The sequence below is a fragment of the Microcystis sp. M44BS1 genome, from assembly GCF_020244875.1.
Classification (GTDB): Bacteria; Cyanobacteriota; Cyanobacteriia; order Cyanobacteriales; family Microcystaceae; genus Microcystis; species Microcystis panniformis.
This window is the reverse complement of the sequence record NZ_JADBVM010000241.1, coordinates 1-21,007: the sequence shown is the minus strand read 5'-3', so window position 1 is coordinate 21,007 and position 21,007 is coordinate 1. Positions and strand designations below refer to the sequence as shown.

13 protein-coding genes and 3 pseudogenes are annotated in these 21,007 nt (G+C 43.5%); 5 read left to right on the top strand and 11 right to left on the bottom strand.

Features of this window, described 5'->3' with window-relative positions; translation table 11 throughout:
* The 6 genes and pseudogenes from IM515_RS19060 to IM515_RS19040 all read right to left on the bottom strand — a co-directional run.
* Positions 1-299, bottom strand: a pseudogene (locus tag IM515_RS19060) (hypothetical protein); the annotation flags it as partial.
* 274 nt (positions 300-573) lie between these two features.
* On the bottom strand, positions 574-1,791 hold the full coding sequence (locus tag IM515_RS19055; protein ID WP_287627902.1) for an ATP phosphoribosyltransferase regulatory subunit: 1,218 nt from the start codon (positions 1,789-1,791) through the stop codon (positions 574-576).
* 180 nt (positions 1,792-1,971) lie between these two features.
* The gene (locus IM515_RS19050) at positions 1,972-3,315 is read right to left on the bottom strand and encodes a chloride channel protein (RefSeq protein ID WP_287627903.1); all 1,344 of its coding nucleotides are present in this window, start codon (positions 3,313-3,315) and stop codon (positions 1,972-1,974) included.
* Between the two features lie 149 nt (positions 3,316-3,464).
* Positions 3,465-3,703: pseudogene (locus tag IM515_RS25985) on the bottom strand (hypothetical protein); the annotation flags it as partial.
* 104 nt (positions 3,704-3,807) lie between these two features.
* The gene (locus tag IM515_RS19045) at positions 3,808-4,263 is read right to left on the bottom strand and encodes a peroxiredoxin (protein WP_287627904.1); all 456 of its coding nucleotides are present in this window, start codon (positions 4,261-4,263) and stop codon (positions 3,808-3,810) included.
* Positions 4,264-4,312: 49 nt separating this feature from the next.
* Positions 4,313-6,007, bottom strand: a complete 1,695-nt coding sequence (locus IM515_RS19040; RefSeq protein ID WP_287627905.1) for an ABC-F family ATP-binding cassette domain-containing protein — start codon at positions 6,005-6,007, stop codon at positions 4,313-4,315.
* Between the two features lie 134 nt (positions 6,008-6,141).
* On the opposite strand from IM515_RS19040, the gene IM515_RS19035 reads away from it, so the two are divergent.
* Positions 6,142-7,785: a CocE/NonD family hydrolase gene (locus IM515_RS19035; RefSeq protein ID WP_287627906.1), complete on the top strand. Its 1,644-nt coding sequence runs from the start codon at positions 6,142-6,144 to the stop codon at positions 7,783-7,785.
* On the opposite strand, the gene IM515_RS19030 is transcribed toward IM515_RS19035, so the two are convergent.
* From IM515_RS19030 to IM515_RS19020, 3 genes are all read right to left on the bottom strand, one after another.
* Positions 7,768-8,343: an Alr1449 family protein gene (locus IM515_RS19030; RefSeq protein ID WP_002767998.1), complete on the bottom strand. Its 576-nt coding sequence runs from the start codon at positions 8,341-8,343 to the stop codon at positions 7,768-7,770. The genes IM515_RS19035 and IM515_RS19030 overlap by 18 nt on opposite strands.
* Positions 8,344-8,806: 463 nt before the next feature.
* Positions 8,807-9,766, bottom strand: coding sequence for an aldo/keto reductase (locus IM515_RS19025; RefSeq protein WP_287627907.1), 960 nt, complete (start codon positions 9,764-9,766; stop codon positions 8,807-8,809).
* A gap of 358 nt (positions 9,767-10,124) precedes the next feature.
* On the bottom strand, positions 10,125-11,624 hold the full coding sequence (locus IM515_RS19020; RefSeq protein ID WP_287627908.1) for an SLBB domain-containing protein: 1,500 nt from the start codon (positions 11,622-11,624) through the stop codon (positions 10,125-10,127).
* 130 nt (positions 11,625-11,754) lie between these two features.
* Between IM515_RS19020 and IM515_RS19015 the strand changes: the two genes are divergently transcribed.
* Positions 11,755-13,953: a phosphoketolase family protein gene (locus IM515_RS19015; protein WP_287627909.1), complete on the top strand. Its 2,199-nt coding sequence runs from the start codon at positions 11,755-11,757 to the stop codon at positions 13,951-13,953.
* Positions 13,954-14,019: 66 nt separating this feature from the next.
* Here IM515_RS19015 and IM515_RS19010 read toward each other — a convergent pair whose 3' ends face one another.
* Complete coding sequence (locus tag IM515_RS19010) at positions 14,020-14,955, bottom strand: 2OG-Fe(II) oxygenase (protein ID WP_287627910.1); 936 nt, start codon at positions 14,953-14,955, stop codon at positions 14,020-14,022.
* A gap of 84 nt (positions 14,956-15,039) precedes the next feature.
* On the opposite strand from IM515_RS19010, the gene IM515_RS19005 reads away from it, so the two are divergent.
* The 3 genes from IM515_RS19005 to IM515_RS18995 all read left to right on the top strand — a co-directional run bounded on the left by IM515_RS19005 (position 15,040) and on the right by IM515_RS18995 (position 20,495).
* The gene (locus IM515_RS19005) at positions 15,040-16,167 is read left to right on the top strand and encodes an ABC transporter permease (protein WP_287627911.1); all 1,128 of its coding nucleotides are present in this window, start codon (positions 15,040-15,042) and stop codon (positions 16,165-16,167) included.
* Between the two features lie 86 nt (positions 16,168-16,253).
* Positions 16,254-17,480 (top strand): glycoside hydrolase family 10-like protein, encoded by a 1,227-nt coding sequence (locus IM515_RS19000; RefSeq protein WP_287627913.1) that lies wholly within the window; start codon positions 16,254-16,256, stop codon positions 17,478-17,480.
* Positions 17,481-17,615: 135 nt separating this feature from the next.
* On the top strand, positions 17,616-20,495 hold the full coding sequence (locus IM515_RS18995; protein WP_287627915.1) for a UPF0182 family protein: 2,880 nt from the start codon (positions 17,616-17,618) through the stop codon (positions 20,493-20,495).
* Positions 20,496-20,643: 148 nt separating this feature from the next.
* On the opposite strand, the pseudogene IM515_RS18990 reads toward IM515_RS18995, so the two are convergent.
* Positions 20,644-21,007 (bottom strand): annotated as a pseudogene (locus IM515_RS18990) (flagellar assembly protein H); the annotation flags it as partial.

Genomic DNA, 21,007 nt, shown 5'->3' with positions numbered 1-21,007 from the left:
TTATAAATATACATCCTCTGAGGGAAATTTTCTTCGTATTGGCTTTGAATTTCAATATGAATCCAAATCCAGCCTTCTTCACCCCTGAGTAACCAGACTTTATAGAGTTTGTCAGCGAAACGTTTTTTTGTCTTTGCTGAAGCGGTAATCCGTTTGAGTTCTTTTTCTAGGGATTCGGGAATTTTTGTCCAATCGATTAATTGGTGAACTTCGGGAAAAAAGAAGTATAAAAACGCTTCAAAATATTCGCTTAATGCTTCTTTCCAGGGTTCATCATAATTGGCGGTTGGTTGTTTCATGGCAAGTCGCTACCAATTGGAAAGTTAGGCACTCATCTAAATCTATTATTCCCCATAAATATCATCAATGCCACTTGTCGTCACAAAACTTCCCATTAGAGCAACCTACATCTACATCTTTGTCCTGTAGGGGCGAAGCATTCGGATAAAAAATCTACGGTTTCACCGATAGGTTATTGCTCGAATGCTTCGCCCGTACTTTTTGCCGCAAACCCCTAGATAGAGTCCTATAGCAGCGGGCAGAAGGCAGTATTTTCGCCGCTTTTGACCCCTTTTAGAGAGATTCTTCGCTCACGGAACCATCTTCCTGCACCCAGGCGAGATTTTTAATCATTCGATCGCGGGCATAGGTGCGAATTTCTGCCTCGCTGCGACCTCCTAAATCGATCGCCACCCTCAGATTCGGATCACTGGTGCGAAGGGAACGAGCTTTACTAAAAGTCGCTATCTGGGCGTTATTACCCAAAGGTATAAGCAACCAGTCGAGGGGAGGAGCCTGGGTGGGTAAAGTCTGCCCTGATAATAAACTTTCGTGCAGTTCTTCGATATTCAGGGAAAAACCGATACCGGGAGCCGATTGACCCTGGGGATGAAAAACGCCCAATAATTGATCATAGCGTCCGCCCTGGCCTAAAATACTGAGATTTTGCTGGTGATCACTAACGGCTTTAAAAACGATGCCGGTGTAGTAATCAAAGGTTTGAATGAGACTTAAATCGAGAATTAGGGGGAAAGGCCCAGAGCGATCAGCATTAAGCAGCTCCACTAGGGATTTAAGGTTATTAACGGCTTTTTGGGCTGATTCTTCCTGGGCCAATACTGCCACTTGTGCGAGAACATCGTGAGGATTACCGCGCAGCTGGAATAATTGTCGGGCTTGCTGCCGGAGGGTTTCGTTGGGATAGGGAAGATTTTCGAGGCTAACGTAGTCAAGGAGGGCTAAACAGCGTTTCACCTGTTCCCGCAAAGGACCGGGAAAAGGGGAAAGTAGGGAACGAGTCAAACCCGCTTCTCCTAGAATAATCTGCCAGTTAGGGACGGCCAAACCATCGAAACAGTCAGCCAAGAGCAGTAAAATCTCGGCATCGGCTAGTAAACCGCCAGAAAAGAGCAGTTCTACCCCCGCTTGATAGAATTCCACTTGACGACCGTGATAACCGGCACTAGGGCGACGAAAAACGTTGGCCCGATAACAGAGACGTTGGGGATAGGACTCCCCACTCCTGCGGGTGACGGCACTACGGGCAATGGAAGCGGTTAATTCAGGGCGTAATCCCGATAGTCCTTGACTATCCCCGTGCAGTTGGATCACGGTGCTGGGATCGATCGCACCGCCTGCGGTGAGGGTATCGAGCCATTCAATGGTGGAGGTGACAATCCTTTGATAGCCCCAACGCTGAAAGACAGACTGAAGGCGATCGTTAATCCAGCCTTTTTGGGTAACTTCTAGGGGTAATAAATCCCTTGTCCCCGCCGGGGGTTGATGAATCATGGGAGTTTGCTAATCAAAATCGGTGGCACTGGTCAGTCCTATTTCACTTTACGACAAGTTGGGTTTAAAGCAGCAATTCTAAATTTGCCCTGTAGCAAGGCTTTTGGGGGTTAGTTCCCATAATAGGGGGTCAAATTCAATGGGATTGCAAATTTGATTTCACTCCCTTGACGGCGGCTTCTAGCGGAACATTGCGCGGAGGGAACTGGAGAGTTGATTGGCTGCCCGTGCGGCCACCAATCCCGAAAGGGCGGCGACCACTACTGTGGCAAGGCAGGTTAACTGGGCAGCCCCCGGTCCACCCACCCCCAGCACCATGGCCATGGCGGTCAGAGGTAGGCGATAGCCGCCGGCAATGCCGGCCGCTGCCCCTGCCGCACCCGCCAGATCCCCCGAAATCTCAAAGGTGGTTGCGAACACCCGGCCACTGAGGTCGCCGATCGCCAGAAAAGGGACAAACACACCACCACAGCCCCCAGCTAAAACGGCAGCGGTGGTGGCGGCAGCCCGGAGCAGAGCTACCGCCAACAGGTGGTAAGGAGTCGTTTCAATGTTTTCGGCCCAGAGGATAGCGGCCCCCCCTGGACCAAAAGCCGCTGCAGGGGTCGCCACCTGTCCGATCACGATCGCCAAGAATAGCATCACCAGGCCACCGATCAGGAGACGAGTGGCGGGCCTGTCCCGCAAGCCTCTGGCCCAGTAGATCGCCTCACCGGTGAGGGCTGTAATCGTGCCAGCGATCGCTCCGATCAACAAAGTGGCACCCACCGCATCCCAGAAGTCAGTCGGGGCAACCTTCGGCACGACTAGCCGGATCAGTTGCAGCTTAAAGGCAACGTTGACTCTCCATCCCACCAGTCCCCCGGCTAACATCGCCGCCACTCGCTCCGGGGTGAGCGGAACCTGGCGTCGCTGACTCAACTCAAACATAAAGAAGCTGCCCACCAGCGGGATTCCCATCAGGGCGGAAACACTGGCCGCACCGCCGCCGATTGCCAGCGGCCGCACCAGTTGACGCAGGGCTGGATTTATGCTACCTAACCAAGTTCCCGTCGCCACGCCAATATGAGCCGCCGGTGATTCTGTTCCCATGGGCGCACCCAGTCCAACGGTGGAGAGGATGGCCAGGGCGCGCAACGGTGCCAGATTCCAGGGGAAGCGCTCTTCCGCGCCAGATGCGTTGATCACGTCACCGGTCAGATCGGCGCGAGCAATGTCATGGGGGAAGGAGTACCAGTCCATGAGAGAACCCCAGCGGCCAGAGGCAGTGGCCTCCCGGGGAGCTAAGGTCTGCACGGGTTGCCCCCTACCCAGTCCAAACAGGACTAGCACTGCTAAGGTAACGCCCACCAGAGGCAGCAGCAGTCGCCAGACACTATCCAGTCCAGAGGCAATGCTCAGGGTTTGCTTAATTGCCTCAGTCAGTAGTACTGCGGCCAGAGAGCCGATCAAACCGCCGAGCAGTCCAGCAACGGCCCAGCTGCCTACCCTAGTTAACAGAAGTTGTAGTTTGTTATTTAGCATCGCACCAAGAAAGGTAAACTTTTATCGTTCCTATAGCAAGTCCATTGGAGTCGTCAAGCAAAACACCCTGAAAGTCTTTACTATATAGTTAGTAAAAGTATAGTCAATTATAAACAGACTGAATTCGATTTGAGAAATTCCCTTCACTTTTACTTCGAGAGATTAATTCTCCTTGGCTGAACTACGCACCTCTCTATCCCATAGCTGAACGGATTTGGGAATGCTTTTCTTAGGATGTTGTAACTTGAAACCACTACTCAACGGATTTAGTATAAGTTAACATTTCAATTAGACGGTTATAAGGAATAGCAACAAACTTTTGGCTGTTAGCTTTGCCTATGTTAGCCTTCTGTTTCCAGCCGTCATTTTTGCCAATAACTAAAGCAGACTGAGGGTGTGTTAGCCAAAATTAACACACCATTAAGGTTATTTTTAAGTCAGAACCAGCATCATTAGGGGATAGGTGTCTTAATTTCTTGCATAATCATCAACCTAAAAAGATTTAATCGTGTTCAAAGATTCGGTAACGTGAGCTTTAAAATCTAACATAGAATCAAAAATATGTCTGACGATTCCCTCTTGATCAACGATATAGGTAACTCGTCCAGGGAGGACGAATAAGGTAGCGGGAACACCGAATAATTTCCGCACTCGGTTATCGCTATCACTTAAAAGGGTGAAGGGAAGATTATATTTTTGGGCAAATTGTTGATGAGATTGGGGACTATCGGCACTAATCCCAATAACTTCCGCACCCGCGTCGGTAAAGACTTCGTAACTATCGCGGAAAGCGCAGGATTCTGCGGTACAACCCGGAGTATCATCTTTGGGATAAAAATAAATTACTAGGGATTTTTTACCGATTAAATCCCTGATATTAACCGTTGTCCCTGTTTGGGAAGGGAGAGAAAAATCGGGAACTCGATCGCCTACTTTTATAGTTGCCATAAGATTAATTAATTGATAGATAATCGTGGATAGGGTGATACTTTACATTCTAACCTTTTTTGGCCTTTTGTTTAGCGCGTTTAGCGGCAGCTTTGGCCGCTTTTTCGGCTTCAATGCGTTTTTGTTCGGCTTTTTGTTTTTCTTCGTCTAGTTTTTCTAGATAATAGTGATAATCTCCCGCATAGACAATTAATTCGCCATCCCGAATCTCGACAATTTTGTTGGCTACCTGGGAGATAAAATAACGATCATGGGAAACAATTAAAACCGTGCCTTCATAAACTTTTAAAGCCGATTCTAACATTTCCTTAGCGGGAATATCGAGGTGATTAGTGGGTTCATCGAGAATTAATAAGTTAGCGGGAGCAAGTAACATTTTGGCTAAAGCAAGACGCGCTTTTTCGCCACCACTCAAAGATTCTACTTTTTTTAATACCGTTTCCCCACTGAATAAAAATCGCCCTAAAAGACTGCGAACTTCCACATCTTTCCAATCGGGAACTTCATCATGAATGGTATCTAAAACAGTTTTAGTTAGGTCTAAAGCTTCCGCTTGGTTCTGCTCAAAATAACTAGGAATAACGTTGTGTTTACCGATTTCGATCGAGCCTTCTGTGGGAGCTTCTAACCCAACAATTAAACGTAAAAGCGTCGATTTTCCCGCTCCATTGGGTCCTAAAAACGCCACTCGATCGCCCCTTTCTATTTCCATATTTGCTCCCAAAAAGAGAATTTTATCATCGTAAATGTGAACAAGATTTTTAATCGTTACCACTTCTCGACCACTACGCACTGCTGGAGGAAACTGGAATTTTAAGGTACGCACATCCGCAATTGGTGCTTCAATTTTTTCCACTTTTTCTAATTGTTTTTCCCGGCTTTTTGCTTGGGTACTGCGGGTGGCACTGGCCCGGAACCGATCGACGAAAGCTTGCTGTTTTTCTAGTTCTTTTTGTTGACGTTCGTAGGCACTTAACTGAGCGGATTGTTGTTCATATTTTTGCTGTAGGTAGGCAGAATAATTACCTAAATAAGTGGTAGAAACTCCCCTTTCCGTTTCGACAATTTTGGTACAGAGGCGATCAAGAAATTCCCGGTCGTGGGACACTATGACCATGGGAGTGGTTAAATCCTTGAGGAATTTTTCTAACCATTCAATGGTTTCTAAGTCTAAATGGTTAGTCGGTTCATCGAGGAGTAAAATATCGGGAGTTTGCAGGAGAATTTTGCCTAAACTCATCCGCATTTGCCAACCACCACTAAAGGAACTTACCAAGCGATCGCCGTCATCAATAGTAAAGCCCATTTCTGGTAAAATTTTCTCGATGCGCGCTTCTAATCCGTAACCATCTAACCCTTCAAATTGTCTTTGTAGGCGATCCAATTGATGAATTAAGCGATCTAATTCTTCGGGATCAGCTTTTTCCATGCGCTGGGGAATTTCTATTAGTTGATGGTGGACTTGATTCGCTTCTTGAAACACCGTCCAAAATTCCTCGCGTACCGTCCGACGAGGATCCACTTCAAATTCTTGGGTAAGATAGCCGATATGGAGACTGGTAGGACGGATGATCTCCCCGGCGGTGGGTTCCACTTCCCCCATAATAATCTTCAGTTGGGTGGATTTTCCGGCCCCATTGACTCCCACCAATCCGATGCGATCGCCAGTTTTTACTTCCCAAGTGACATCTTTTAACACTTCTCCCGTCGGGTAAATCTTACTAATTCTCTCTAGTCGTAGCATCGCTGATTTTTCTCCAGTCCTAGGCAGTTGAGACAGTCCGCCTTTATTGTAACATTTAGTTAAGCTTTACTGGTCCCTGTCAAGTTTTCTCGATTGAGCCACCTGACAGTATTTTTGATCTGAAAGAGATAATAATGTTTAATCCCCACCCCATAAAAAAAGAAACAGCTAGTTTGATCACCAAAGATGGAATTAGTTTAGCTGCCGATATTTATCGTCCCGATAGTAGGGAATCTTTTCCCATTTTACTAATGCGACAACCCTACGGAAAAGCAATCGCTTCTACGGTGGTTTATGCCCATCCTAGCTGGTATGCACGTCAGGGTTATATTGTAGTAATTCAGGATGTCCAGGGACGGGGAAACTCGACGGGAAATTTTAATTTATTTGCCCATGAAATTAGCGACGGATTAGAAACTATTGAATGGGTTTTAACTATTCCTAATAATACTGGTGTGGTGGGAATGTATGGTTTTTCCTATCAGGGAATGACCCAATTATACGCGGCTGCTAATGGTCACGGTGCTTTAAAAACTATTTGCCCAGGGATGATCGCTCACGATTTATATCGAGATTGGGGCTATGAAAATGAAGCATTTAATTTACAATATAATCTCGCTTGGGCAATACAATTAGCGGCAGAAACAGCTAGATTAAAAGGGGATGAAACTGCCTATCAAAAACTCTGGGTAGCTTCCCGAAATTTACCACTTTTTGATCCTATTGCTGCCTATCCCCAAATTCTGCAAGATTTAGCCGCCGATTCTTTTTATCACGATTGGATTACTCGTTATCTTCCCGATGACTACTGGCAAAATTTATCACCGCAACACCTTTTAAAAAATATCGATTTACCGATGTTACATATCGGAGGTTGGTTCGATCCTCATCTCCGGGGAACTTTGAGTTTATACCAAGAAATGCAAGCGCGTTCTATCTATCCCCAACGACTAATTATTGGCGCTTGGACTCATCTACCCTGGGGGAGAAAAGTAGGAGAGATAGATTATGGTCAAGAGGCAATTAGTCCTGTGGATAAAATGCAGCTGCAATGGTTTGATTATTTCTTAAAAGGTCAGGAGGTAGAGTTATTAAAAAATCCTCCTATGTATCTATTTCAAATGGGGTCTAATCAATGGCGATATCTGGAAAAGTTTCCCAGAGAAAATCAGCAAATTTATTATCTTGCTAGTCAAGGTTTAGCCAATCTGCGCGAGGATGAGGGGAAATTAAGCGCGATTTTGTTAGAACCTGCGATCGAGGATACCATCGTTCACGATCCTTGGCGACCGGTTCCATCTTTAGGAGGTCATAGCGCCCTACCGGGGGGAATATTCGACCGCACCATGCTAGACTGTCGCAGTGATGTGATTACCTACACTTCTCCCCCCCTAGAGAAGGATTTAACGATTTTGGGTAGTCCCCGTCTGGATTGTTATTGTCAAGCAGACGCGGTTAGTTTCGATATCTGCGCGGTGGTTTCTCAAGTTACCCCCGATGGTCGAGTTTTTAATATCACTCAGGGTTATAAACGGGTAAATAATCCCGAATCACCCCTAAATATTTCCATGCAAGCCACTTTTATCACTATTCCTCAAGGTTATAGCTTGCGTTTGAGTCTCAGTGCCTCTTGCTTTCCCGCACATCCCGTCAACGCGGGGACTGGCAGCCATCCCCACGCAAGTCGGGCGATCGATTTTTCTACTATCACAATTAAGGTTTTTTGTCAAGGAAATTTTCCTGCAAAATTGCTATTACCTTTAGTCGGGGAAAGCTAAACCGCTGCGGGGATCACGAATGTATAAACCTAACACCAGGGAGGAGATAACCGTATCCCAGACGGGGGTGAATTTGGGAGCATCATCGACCCAATAATCCATAGTAATTAAACATTGAACTCCAGAACCAATACCCACGGCAATGCGCGAATAAGCTGGTCGATTTTCTTGGGGGTCGATGAATTGAATTTGCACCCAAACAATGCGCGCAGTTTGGCGTTTTTCTTGGATAACTTCGCCAATTTCGTGAGGATTGCGGCTATCTTCACGAGCTAATTTTTTGACCATTCCTTTCAGGGGCAATTCTTTCCAATCTCCGGGGGGAAGTAAATTATAGGAAACCTCTAAACGACAATCATCATCGGGGGGTTTTCTATCCAAAAAACGAAAGGAATTATCATCGGGTTCAAAATGCCAATCTTGAGGAACTTCAAAGCGCACTGCACCGCGACCAGCTACAAAAATACTGTTACCCGGACTAGATTTCCAGTTATGATCTGGATTTAAGTCGAGGGTTTCTTTAATCCATTGCAGATTGTGTTTTTTCGATTTAGCCATAGGGATAATCCTGCGGTAAGAATCGGACTATAGCTATCATTATACAGGCTTTTTCCTGAGAATTAAATAGGGTGCATCTCACTTTTGTAAATCTACTAAGTAAAACGTAGGATGCGTTACTAACGCACCACCTATCATCAACTAAGTAGCCAGTTATAATCAAAGAACAGGAACTGAATCTCACTTTCGTAAATCTACTAAGTTGGGATTTTTAAAGGGAAACTCTCTTTTAAAATTGGGCGTTACTTCCGATTTTATCACTCAATCCAAGCTTTTGGGGGGTTCTACCCCCCAAACCCCGGAGCGCATTAGTTTTTCGGTGGGATGCTTAGACGCGATTGTTCATATTTTTGTACCAATTTAAGAGTCACTGATAATTGCTGATTGTCGGTATTTCTGCAAATGTTGAGATGCACCCACCAAAACTTCTATCTTCACCCTTAGGATAACTGCTGCATAATTTTTAGAAATCCCACAGCACAGGATTATCATCCAAGAAATCAGTTACCTGTTTACCGATATTATCAATTAATTTTAGGTCTTCTGGGGTTAAATTAATTGTCATTGCTTGGGCGTTATTAACTGCTTGAGCGGCATTTCTTACCCCAGCAATTGCATTAGTTTGAGGTTGCTTAATTAACCAAGCAAGAGATAATTGAGCTAGGGAACAATTATAGCGTTCAGCAATCGGTTCTAATTGAGTTAAAGCTGCTTGTACCCTCTGAAAGTTTTCGCCATGAAAGAGTTTATTTTTAATTCTATGATCCTCCGCTGCCAACTGATAACCGTTTCTAAATTTTCCTGTTAATAAACCTTGGGCAAGGGGAGAATATGCCAGAATGGAAATATTATTCTCTAGACAATAGGGCATAATTTCCTTTTCTACCGAGCGCCAAAACAGAGAATAGGGAGGTTGAATACTCTCAATTCTGCCGTATTGACTGGCTTCTTCCAGTTGAGAACGGGAGAAATTGGAAACCCCTATAGCGCGAATTTTTCCCTGGGCTTTCAGATAATTAAGAGCGGCCATAGTTTCAGAAATAGGCACTATTTCCGTGTTCCATGAGCCACTGGGCCAATGAATTTGGTAAAGATCGATATAATCAGTTTGGAGGTTTTTTAAAGAGCGATCGCAAGCTGCGATAACTTGCTCATATTTAAGGTGATTAGCAAAGACTTTGGTGGCATAAATTACCTGTTCTCGCACATCGGCTAAAGCTTGAGCGACAATCAATTCTGAGTGACCTTCCCCGTAGATTTCGGCTGTATCTACAGTGGTAATTCCTGCCTCAAAAGCGGCACGAATAGCCCTAATACTTTCCTTATCTTCAATACCTGCCCACATCTTTTTTCCTGCTTGCCAAGTACCCACGAGAAGGGGAGTAATTTCTATATTAGTCTGACCGAGATAGCGTTTTTGCATAACAGTTTTTTTGATGGGTTATGTATGCTTAGGGTTTTAGTCGGGTTTAGGGTTTAAAATCTCAGCTAAAGAGGACTAAAGTGACAAGGATAAAAACTTTTACCAGTAGGGGTGTAAAGAACAAACTTAACAAGCCACAAAAAAGACCTAATAAGCAGGTACTGAGGCTAATTATTTCGCCGTGAACATTGTAGCTAATCGACAGGGAGATTAGGGCTAGAGTAAGGAGAAAAATCATAGTTTTCTTTCCTGAGTCTATTGAGCAGAAAAGCCGTGACCGCTCACGACTTTTCGCCGTTTCTATATCTATTATTAGCTCGATTACTTAGCTAATGACATCGGGTTAAAGTGAACTTTTTTAACGGAAAAGATTTAAAAATCCGTTGAAGAGGCCTGTCAGACCAGTAAAGGGACTTAAAACCGTGCCGAGGGTGTCGGTGGCAGAGGCCAGACTGCTACGATGAACCACAACCACATCATTATTGCGGAGAATCGGGTTAGTTTTCTCGTTGATACCCTGGGAAAAATCGATGTTAATTGAGGTTTTGGTGACGGTCCCGTTAGGATTGAGACGAATTAAATCCACTGTGGACTGATTAGCGCGACGCTTATCAAAGTCTCCTGCGGTTAAAATTGCCTGATTGAGAGGGGTATTAGGAGGGACTTCAATTATCCCTGGTTTTTTCACCTCCCCGACCACTTTCACGTTAATGGTTTTAGGGGCAAAACTAGCCGATGCTAGGGTTTCCGATTCCTTGGCCGAGATTTCGGTAGCGGTGGGGATAATCACCGTATCTCCTTCTTGAAGAAAGATATCGCCGGTTATATCACCTTTTTCGAGCAAACTCCACAGATCTACGGGGATTTTCTGCTGGGAACCGTCACGAGTATAACGCAGCACTTGCACCTGTCGGATATCGGCAAGAGGTTTGATGCCTCCCGCTTGTTGGATAGCTTGGGTTAGTCGGGCCGGTTTCCTGGTGCCGCCGCGCTCTTGGTCATTATTATTGTTATTGTTATTGTTGGCAGTGGGGACAATACGATGGGACCCCGGACGATAAACTTCTCCCACCACAGTAACATTAATTTCTCGATCGCTATCTAGTCCAAAATTGGCATCGGCTAATTGATTGACTTCCCCGACGCTAAGGGTCGTTTTAGTGGGAATAACGATGCTATCACCATCTCTAAGGCTAATATCTTGGGTTGTATCGCCTTTTTGGATTAATTGCCAGAGATTGGCTTGAATTAGCTGTTCTTGTCCCTTGATGTTGCGTCGAATTTGAACTTGACCAATATCGGCCACGGTGGTTACTCCCCCCGCTTTCTGGATTATTTCGGTCAATAGGGGCGTTTTTTGGCTTTGTTCGGGGTTAATTGTATAAGTACCCGGACGATTGACTTCCCCCGCGATGGCGATTTGCAAAGGCCGGGGGGTGAGAACGCTAACAGTAACCACGGGACGTTTGAGATAGGTGGTGTAACGTTTGGCGAGGGTTTGGCCGGCTTCGGTGACGGTCATTCCTTCCACTTTGACGCTACCAATTAGAGGTAAAGTTAGGGTTCCATCGGCTAAAACAAGGAAATCGCCGCTTAAATCCGCGACTTGGTAAACGGTGACGCGCACTTTATCCCCTTCTCCTAGGGTGTACTCTTTGCTTTCTGCGGGGATAGGGGCAATCGCTTCTTTAGGGGGTGCAGCACTACTAGGAGGAGTAGCTTGGACTGGGCGAGCTTCTAAGGAAGTTAGAGGGGCAATAGTGCCGATAATTAATAGATAACGCAGTGATTTGCTGATTAAATGCTGTAATTGGCTGCTATTTAACATGATCAATAGGATTAATTTTATCGTTAACATTGGCGATCAGTGTAGCACAAATAGTCGATCGCCGATGGAAACCCCCTGTAATATCGCATCTATCGAGAGTTACCGCTAACTGTAAGATAGTTTTAATGATTGCCTGTATGTAAAGGGGTATATTAATTTTATGACAGCTACTAGCACAATTCCCGATTTTTGTCAAGGGATAAAATATTTTGGGGCTTCCTTACCCGAATTTGATAAATATGCAGGAAAAGCCGCTATCGCTGAGGGAAAAACCGCTATTATTGCCGCTAATGACCCAAATGCTATCTATCAAACTCTCCTAGCCGCCGATGCTTTGCGTTACCTCACCCTACAAATCACCGCTACCAAAGAATCGGGACACCCCGGCGGTTTTGCCAGCGCTGCCGACGTGATTGCCTCTTTGATGATGTTAGGCCAGAAAAATATTTTCACCGAAGTGGGCCATCATGCCCCCGGTTTTTATAGTAACGTCTTTCTCGATCGCTCTCTGGAAGCCATGGGCATCAGCAACGTCAGCCAATTGGGAGAACGTTTTCGGGAAAAACACGGACTTTTAGGACATCTTTCCGGACAAATCCCCGGACTGCTCGGGCCGGCTGGTCCTTTGGGCCAAGGACAACATTTCGCCATGGCGGCGGCCAAATTACACCCTAATACCCTTTTCCCTGTCACTATCGGGGATGGTGGTTTAGGAGAACCCTACATTATGAGTAGTTTTGGTCATTTTCACACTGCTTATCCCGAAATTACCAATTTTCTGCCGATTTTAGTTTGGAATGGCTATTCCCAAGAACACCATAGCATGGTGTCCCTGAAAACTAACGCCGAAATGGAAGCCTATTGGCGCGGTAATGGTTTCGAGGAAGTGATTCTCATTAATGCTAAAGACTTCGATGATGCTAATCAAAATGGGGAATATGTAGATAGCACCAAATTCTCTTTTAACCAGCGTCTGGAGTTCATGAAAGCGGTGTTAATGGCCACGGATAAAGCCGCCCAATTAGCACTAGGTGGTAAACTAACCGTTATCATTATTAAACAACTGAAAGGGGCGGGAGTTCACAAACGGGGAGCGGCTTCCCATAATCTTTATCCAGGAGATTCTTTAGAAAAAGATTATATCGTTGCTGCCTTACAAGAACGCGCTTTACCCCCTGAAGCTTGGGCAATTGTTCGTACTAATTTCCAGCGCTCTGGAGGGGGTCCAGCAGCGGAAACAGTGGTAACGGAAAAAGTATTCCCGCTGCCGGATTTAGGAGCCTTACCGATGACCGAATATACTGTGGGTGGCGATAAAAAAGTGGCCACCACTGCTATGGGGGAATTAGTGGTAGCTGTGGGTAAAGCTGACCCCAATTTTGTTGTCACTAATGCTGATGGTAATGCCGCTTCAGGAATTAATAATATTAACGTCGGTTTAAAGATTATTCACCCCACCAGCGATGATACCTATTTCCAGGGTCCTAACGGTCAAGTTTATGAACCTTTAAGCGAGGATGCCTGTGCCGGATTAGCCGTCGGTTTATCTCTCTTGGGAGCGCGAACTTTATGGTGTTCCTACGAGTCTTTTGCTATCAATGGTTTACCGATTTGGCAGACCGTAACCCAAGCGATGGCCGAGTTACGTCGTCCCACCCCTTCTACTATTACTTTATTCACCGCCGGAGCCTTGGAGCAAGGGCGTAATGGTTGGACACACCAACGCCCAGAGATTGAAAATTATTTCGCCGCTATGATGCGAAATGGTAATATTTTCCCACTCTTTCCCTGCGATGCTAACAGTATTCAAGTCTGTTATGGATGGGCGTTAGGAACTAGCAATAAAGGCATTACAATCACCGCTAGTAAATCGCCTTTACCGGTGCGAACTACCTTTGAGCAAACCCGTCAAGCTTTGGAAAAAGGCGGCGTAATTCTTCAGGAATCGGAAGGCAGTAAAAAAGTAGTTTTTGCCGTTATTGGTGATATGACTTTATTACCCGTCTTTGAGTCGGCACAACAGTTAGAAGCAGCAGGAATCGGTGTAAAAATCGTCTCGGTAATTAATCCTCGTCGTCTCTATCGTCCTAGCGATGTGATGAGTGAAACTAGCTCGGAAGCTGATAATAATTTCCTCGATGATGCTGGTTTTGACAGTCTCTTTGCTGGTGATGCTTTAATCGGAGTAACCGGTGGTACAAGCGCCATGTTAGAACCGATTATGTTACGCAGTAATGCGCGTCGGGATGTCTTCGCTTGGAAACGGGGAGAAACCACCGCTAGTGCTGGGGAAATTATGGCCTATAATGGCTTAACTGCCAATGCTTTAACTGCGCGTGCTACTCAGTTATTAGGTTAAGTTCCCAGTTAGTTTTTTTGATTATTCCCTACTCTCTTTGATTGGAAAGTAGGGATTTTTTTTAGGTCACTTTTGCCAACGGGGTAAACTTTTAATAATTTTCCATAGGCGAGGATATTGGAGGGATAGATAGCGCTTAATATGGGATTTTAAACTAACTAAATCCTGAGATTCTTTCAGTTCTCTATCTTGATAAAAACGAATTAAATCATCTCGTCTTTTTAGTAAAATTTTAATTTGTTGGTAATCTTCCGAGCTTAAAACTTGATGGGGTTGAATATTTTCTGGCAGCGGGCGCGGGATGTAAAAAGTTGTATGAGATGGGGATAATTCTTCGATAGGACGTTCTTTGCTATAGAGATAGATAGAAAGAGATTTACGCGATAAATGCCGTTGATTTTCTGGTAAATTAATCTGAGAAAATCCATGCCATGAATGTTCATTGGTTTCAAAAATAAGACAACGATTAAAGATAGGGACAAAAGATTTAATCCTATTTTCTTCTGGTTGACGGGGATTGGAATGTAACTCTAGATTCCCTCCCCAATCTGCTTGCCATTGGGGATTTAAATAGATTAATAAATTCAAGCGGCGATGATACCAATGACGCTCATCGAGGTTAAAATCAATGTGAGGGTCTAATTCTTGACCGTGTAAATTTTCGTGGGTTCCACCCCCATAAAAACTAGGGTCTGGAATTAAATTATCGATACCAGTTAATTGGGAAATTAACTCGAGAAACTCTTTCGCTTGAATGTAGCGGCCAAACTGTTGATAAACACCCCCCAAACCGATTAAATCCTCATTAACCGCCTTACCGCCAACTTTTCCTAACTCACTAATGGCTTTTTGCGGATTAAAACTGGGAAAATTTTCCAGCAAAATTTGCGCTTGCTCCCTAACTAAAAAATTATCGATGACCAAATGCTTAAACGGTTGCGCTGTCTCAAAATCTTGACGATAGACAGAAGATTTCTCATAAACAAGGGGATTGATAAACATTAGACAGCTTTTTTGTTGGTATGATGAATTGTAGCAATCAAACTAGCAAAATAAAGATTAACTCTCCTATTGACCTCATCGCCTATGGACTGGTGGCACAAACTCAAAGATAATCCTCTCGCCCGTTGGGGAGCAGTTTTACTGTTAATCTTCTATTTAAGCGTAATGGCGGCGGATTTTGTCGCTCCCTACTCTCCCTACTCCTCCCAACCCGGTCAGTCTCTCCTCCCCCCCACCCAAATCTTTTGGCGCTCGCAGTCGGGAAGTAACAAGGGTGAGTGGATTGGCCCCCACGTCTATCCCACCACTCAAAGTGCTATTAATATAGAAACTGGTGAGCGGAAGCTAATTAGAGATTTTAACAACCCCTTGCCGCTGCGTCTCTTGGTTAAGGGTGAAACCTATAATTTCGGTCAAATTCGCCTACCTTTGCCGCCAAAATGGCAGGAAGTAACTTTATTTCCCGGTATCCCTTTTGATCGCCATCTGTTCGGGGTCATCGGCGATGGTAGAATCAATATATTGGGAACTGACGAATCGGGACGCGATAGTTTTAGTCGCTTGATTTTCGGGGGCAGAATTAGTTTATTTATCGGTTTGGTCGGGATTTTAATTTCTTTCCCTATCGGTTTATTTGTTGGTGGCGTTTCTGGCTATTTTGGTGGTTGGTTAGATGCGATTTTAATGCGTTTTGTGGAAGTTTTAATGACTATCCCCGGCATATATTTACTCGTGGCTCTGGCAGCCGTTTTACCCGCAGGATTAACCAGCACCCAGCGCTTTTTATTAATCGTCCTGATTACTTCTTTTATCAGTTGGTCGGGATTAGCGCGGGTAATTCGCGGTCAAGTTTTATCCCTGAAAGAACAGGAATTTATTCAGGCTGCTAAAGCTATGGGAGCAAAACCTCTTTATATTATTCTGCGTCATGTGCTGCCCCAAACTGCCAGTTATATCATTATTTCTGCTACGTTAGCTGTGCCGGGGTTTATCGTGGCCGAATCGGTTTTAAGTTTAATTGGTTTGGGAATTCAACAACCGGATCCTAGTTGGGGAAATATGCTTTCTTTGGCTACCAATGCCTCAATTATTGTTCTACAACCCTGGTTAATTTGGCCACCTGCTTTGTTAATTATTCTCACCGTTTTAGCTTTTAATTTACTCGGTGATGGTTTACGCGATTCTCTAGATCCTCGCAATTTAGAGAGATAATTTAGTTATTATCAGTTATCAGTTATCAGTTATCAGTTATCAGTTATCAGTGAACTGATAACTGTAAAGTCTCCCCACTTCCCATTATGAATAAAATCAGTAAAAGTTTTAATAATTTCGCCGATAGTTTGGTGATTTATAGTCAAAGATACGGAAAAATAAGCTGGGTAATATTTTTAATTATCTTTGCTTGTATCATGACGATAACCTTTAATTATCCGGCACAATCGACCAATCAACCCCAAGAAAAACCCGAAATTCGTGGAGTTTGGTTAACTAATATCGATAGTGAGGTATTATTTAAACCGCAAACCCTAAAAGATGCCCTTGATAGGTTGGCTGATTTAAATTTTAATACAATTTATCCCACGGTCTGGAATTGGGGTTATACACTCTATCCTTCTAAGGTAGCAGAAAAAGTGACAGGACGAGCGATCGATCCCCATGAATCTTTAAAAAATCGCAACTTTTTAAAGGAAATAATTAGCCAAGGTCATCGGAAAAAATTAAGAATTATTCCTTGGTTTGAATTTGGTTTTATGGCTCCTGCGGATTCAGAATTAGCCAAACGACATCCCGATTGGTTAACCCAAAGACAGGATAAAAGCGTGATTTGGTGGGAAGGAAAAGTGCATCAACGGGTGTGGTTAAATCCCTTACATCCACAAGTACAAAACTTTATTACCGATTTAGTCAGCGAGATTATTACTAACTACGATATAGAAGGAATTCAGTTTGATGATCATTTTGGTTATCCCGCCGATTTTGGCTATGATGAAACCACAATTAAACTCTATCAAAGGGAACATTCTGGACAATTACCACCGCAAGATTACCAAGATAAAGCATGGATTCAATGGCGGGCCGATAAAATTACTGACTATATGAATAGTTTAGCCCAGACGATTAAAAAGCAGCAACCTAAAGCAATTATTTCCCTATCTCCTAATCCCTACACTTTCTCCCTAGAATACTATCTTTTAGATTGGCAAAAATGGCAGCAAAAAAACTTGATTGATGAGTTAATAATACAAGTGTATCGAACTGATATGAACGCCTTTGACTGGGAATTATCCCAACCAGAATTACAGCAAGCTAGAGAATCTATCCCCGTGGCTATTGGGATTTTATCTGGTTTAAAAGGTCGTCCGATTCCGATGGTTAATATTACTCAACAAGTGGAAAAATCGAGACAACAAAATTTTGGTGTTTCTTTCTTTTTCTACGAAACTTTATGGAATATCAGCAATGAATCCCCTTCCTATCGACGCAGGATTTTTCGGGAAATACTCCAGTCTGCTAATCCTAGCTAAAATGGCTGACTTTAAGCGAAATTATTGCCCTAACCTAGCCATAGTTTCTTAAGTTTATCTTTAAATTAAGAAAAAGCAGCAGGGAGAAACTAAAATCGCTAGAATGAAAAAAGACTCTCCCTTATCACTTTATCCATGTTGATCAGACATAACCGAAGCTCGATCGCTAAACCTATTTTACTGTTTCTTGGCTGCCTTGTGATCGGGCAGTTAGGGGTGTTAGTGGTAGCAAATAGCCTCTGGTTTACCGAGATGGGTTATTTAAACACTTTCCTGAAACAATTGTCTTGGCAACTAGGATTAGGTTGGGGAAGTGCGATTCTTTCTCTACTCTTTATTTTCACTAATTTACGTTTAGCCCAGCGTTTTCGTTGGCAAAAACCAAAAGAAGATAGTTATCCTCTTAGTCCTCAATCTCCTAGTATTAATTTACTCGGTCTTTTGATTATCACAACGGGAATTGGAGCTTGGATTGGGTCAATGTTATTGTATTACAGTAAACTAGCCCTCAGTCTCTGGACACCAGATTTTAATCTCCCTAATCTTAGTTCTTCCCTAAGTTCTCCTCTGGAAATAGTTTGGATTAGGCAAGTATTAACCGATATTTCCAGTAATCTTTGGCAAGGGGTAATTATTGCTATTTTAGTCTTGGGATTATTAATTAAAACCGAGTATTTTTTGCGAATAATATCTATAGTATTTACTATAATGCTATCTTTTATTATTGCTGGGCAGTGGGCGAACTTTTTAAAATATTTTTATGGTGTTCCTTTCAATATTAACGATCCTCAATACGGGAATGATTTAGGTTTTTACATCTTTCAATTACCCCTGTGGCAGTTACTAGAATTATGGCTCGGTGGTGTGGGAATATATACTCTTTTTGCTGTTAGTTTAACCTATCTTTTTTCGGGTGATAGTCTTTCTCTGGGAACCTTTCCGGGGTTTTCCCGTCCGCAACTGCGTCATTTATACGCCCTGTGGAGTGGGTTAATGGCGCTGCTAGTATTACACCATATTATTCAGCGTTACCTGCTACTTTACTCTCCCGAAGGAGTAGTTTATGGTGCGGGTTATATCGATGTTCATGTTGGTCAATTTATTGAAATTATTCTGGGAATTATTGCAGCAATAACCTCTATATGGTTAGGAGAAAAAGCATTATTTGGTAAAAAAGACCGTCGCAAGTTATACAAAAACACTAAGAAAAAGTTGGTATTTTCCCCCTACTTAGTTCCTGTATTTCTCTATTTAATTGTTTGGATAAGTGGCATAGTTATCAGTGGACTATTACAAAGAACTGTCGTACAACCGAATGAATTAGTGAGAGAAAGACCCTATATCGAAAGAAGTATTCAATCCACAAGAGCGGCTTTTTCCTTAGATAGAATTGATGCCCAAGTTTTCGATCCACAGGCCGAATTGAATGCCGAAGTTTTAGAGAGAAACCATCTAACTATCGATAATATTCGTCTTTGGGACACCAAACCACTGCTAGAAACTAACCGACAATTACAGCAAATTCGCTTATATTATAAATTCCCCGATGCTGATATTGATCGCTATCGAGTACGAGTAGGACTGCCCGAAAAAATCGAGGAACGTCAAATATCTGAAAAACAACAGACCATTATTGCCGCTAGAGAATTAGATTATAGTGCGGTTCCCACTTCTGCTAACACTTGGGTGAATAAACATCTCGTTTATACCCATGGTTATGGGTTCACTCTTTCCCCAGTTAATTTAGTGGCTGCCGGGGGTTTACCCTACTATTTTGTCAAAGATATCGGCACAAATAAAGACGAAGGGGCTCTACAAACCTCTAGCGAATTAATTGATTATAGTATTCCCATTGGTAAACCCCGCATTTACTATGGGGAATTAACTAATAATTATGTGATGACTCCCACCACCGTAGAAGAATTGGATTTTCCTAGCGGGGATGGAAATGTCTATAATACCTACGATGGTAAGGGAGGAATCCTAGTGGGGACGGGGTGGAGACGTTGGCTATTTGCCCTTTATCTGCGGGATTGGCAAATGTTATTTAGCCAAGATTTTACTCCCGAAACTCGCCTATTAATGCGTCGTGATGTCCAAAATCGCGTGCAAACTATCGCACCTTTTTTAAATTATGATCGCAACCCCTATTTAGTAGCGGCAGATGTGGGCGATAGTAGCAGTAAATTACATTGGATTATTGATGCTTATACTATCAGCGATCGCTATCCCTATTCTGACCCGGGTAAGGATAAATTTAACTATATTCGCAATTCGGTGAAAGTGGTAGTGGATGCCTATCATGGAACAGTGAATTTCTATGTTGCCGATGAAAATGATCCAATTATTCAGACGTGGAATAAAATCTTTCCTCATCTCTTTAAATCTTTAGCGGAAATGCCGAAAACTCTCCGCAGTCATATCCGTTATCCCGAAGATTTATTTAGTACCCAAGCAGAAAGATTATTAACCTATCACATGACCGATCCACAGGTATTTTATAATCGGGAGGATCAATGGGAAATTCCCCTAGAAATTTACGGCACGGAACCCCAGGCTGTATCACCCTATTATTTAATCATGAAACTGCCCGATGCCGACAAAGAAGAATTTATTCTCCTCCATCCCTATACTCCCTCTAGTCGGCAAAATTTAATCGCTTGGTTAGCGGCGCGTTCAGACGATAGAGAGTATGGTAAGTTATTGCTCTATCAATTTCCTAAACAAAGGTTAGTGTACGGGCCGAATCAAATTGAGGCTTTAATTAACCAAGATCCAGATATTTCTCAACAGATTTCTCTTTGGAATCGGGACGGTTCTAAAGTTTTGCAAGGACACCTATTAATTATTCCCATTGAACAATCGCTGCTTTATGTAGAACCTTTGTATCTAGTGGCAGACCAAAATAGTGTCCCAACAATCGCTAGAGTAACAGTTGCTTATCAAAATAAAATTGTCATGGAACCAACCTTGAAGGAAGCTTTAGAAAAGTTATTCTCAGGCCATCAGAGTTAAATTGCCGCTAATTGCCCACAAATTAGCAAAAAGCTGATGCTGGTTCCAGAACGATCCTCAATATCCCCGAATTTGCCCAGAAAATTGCCTGCTCTGGTTAATCAGCCAATTTTCAAATCCAGTATCATCAAAGGATTGAGTTATTCTTTTAATTGGAAAAGTGGGCAATTAATTCTGTGCGAGATGAATTGAGTATTAAAGGGGTAAACTCCTCCACTGGTAATAATAAAATGCGATCGATGATTACGGAGAAATCGGGGTCTAAACTGCCAAAACGAGCTTTCAATAAATTTTCTACCACCAGACGTTCTCCTTGTTGAAGACCCTGTTGAAGACCCTGTTGAAGACCCTGTTGAAGACCCTGTTGAAGACCCTGTTGAAGACCCTGTTGAAGACCCTGTTGAAGACCCTGTTGAAGACCCTGTTGACGGCCAGCATCCAGTTCTTCCTGAAGACGGGAAGTGTATAAAGGTGATAATCTCATAATTAACTCTCTGTCCTCCTGTTCAAGC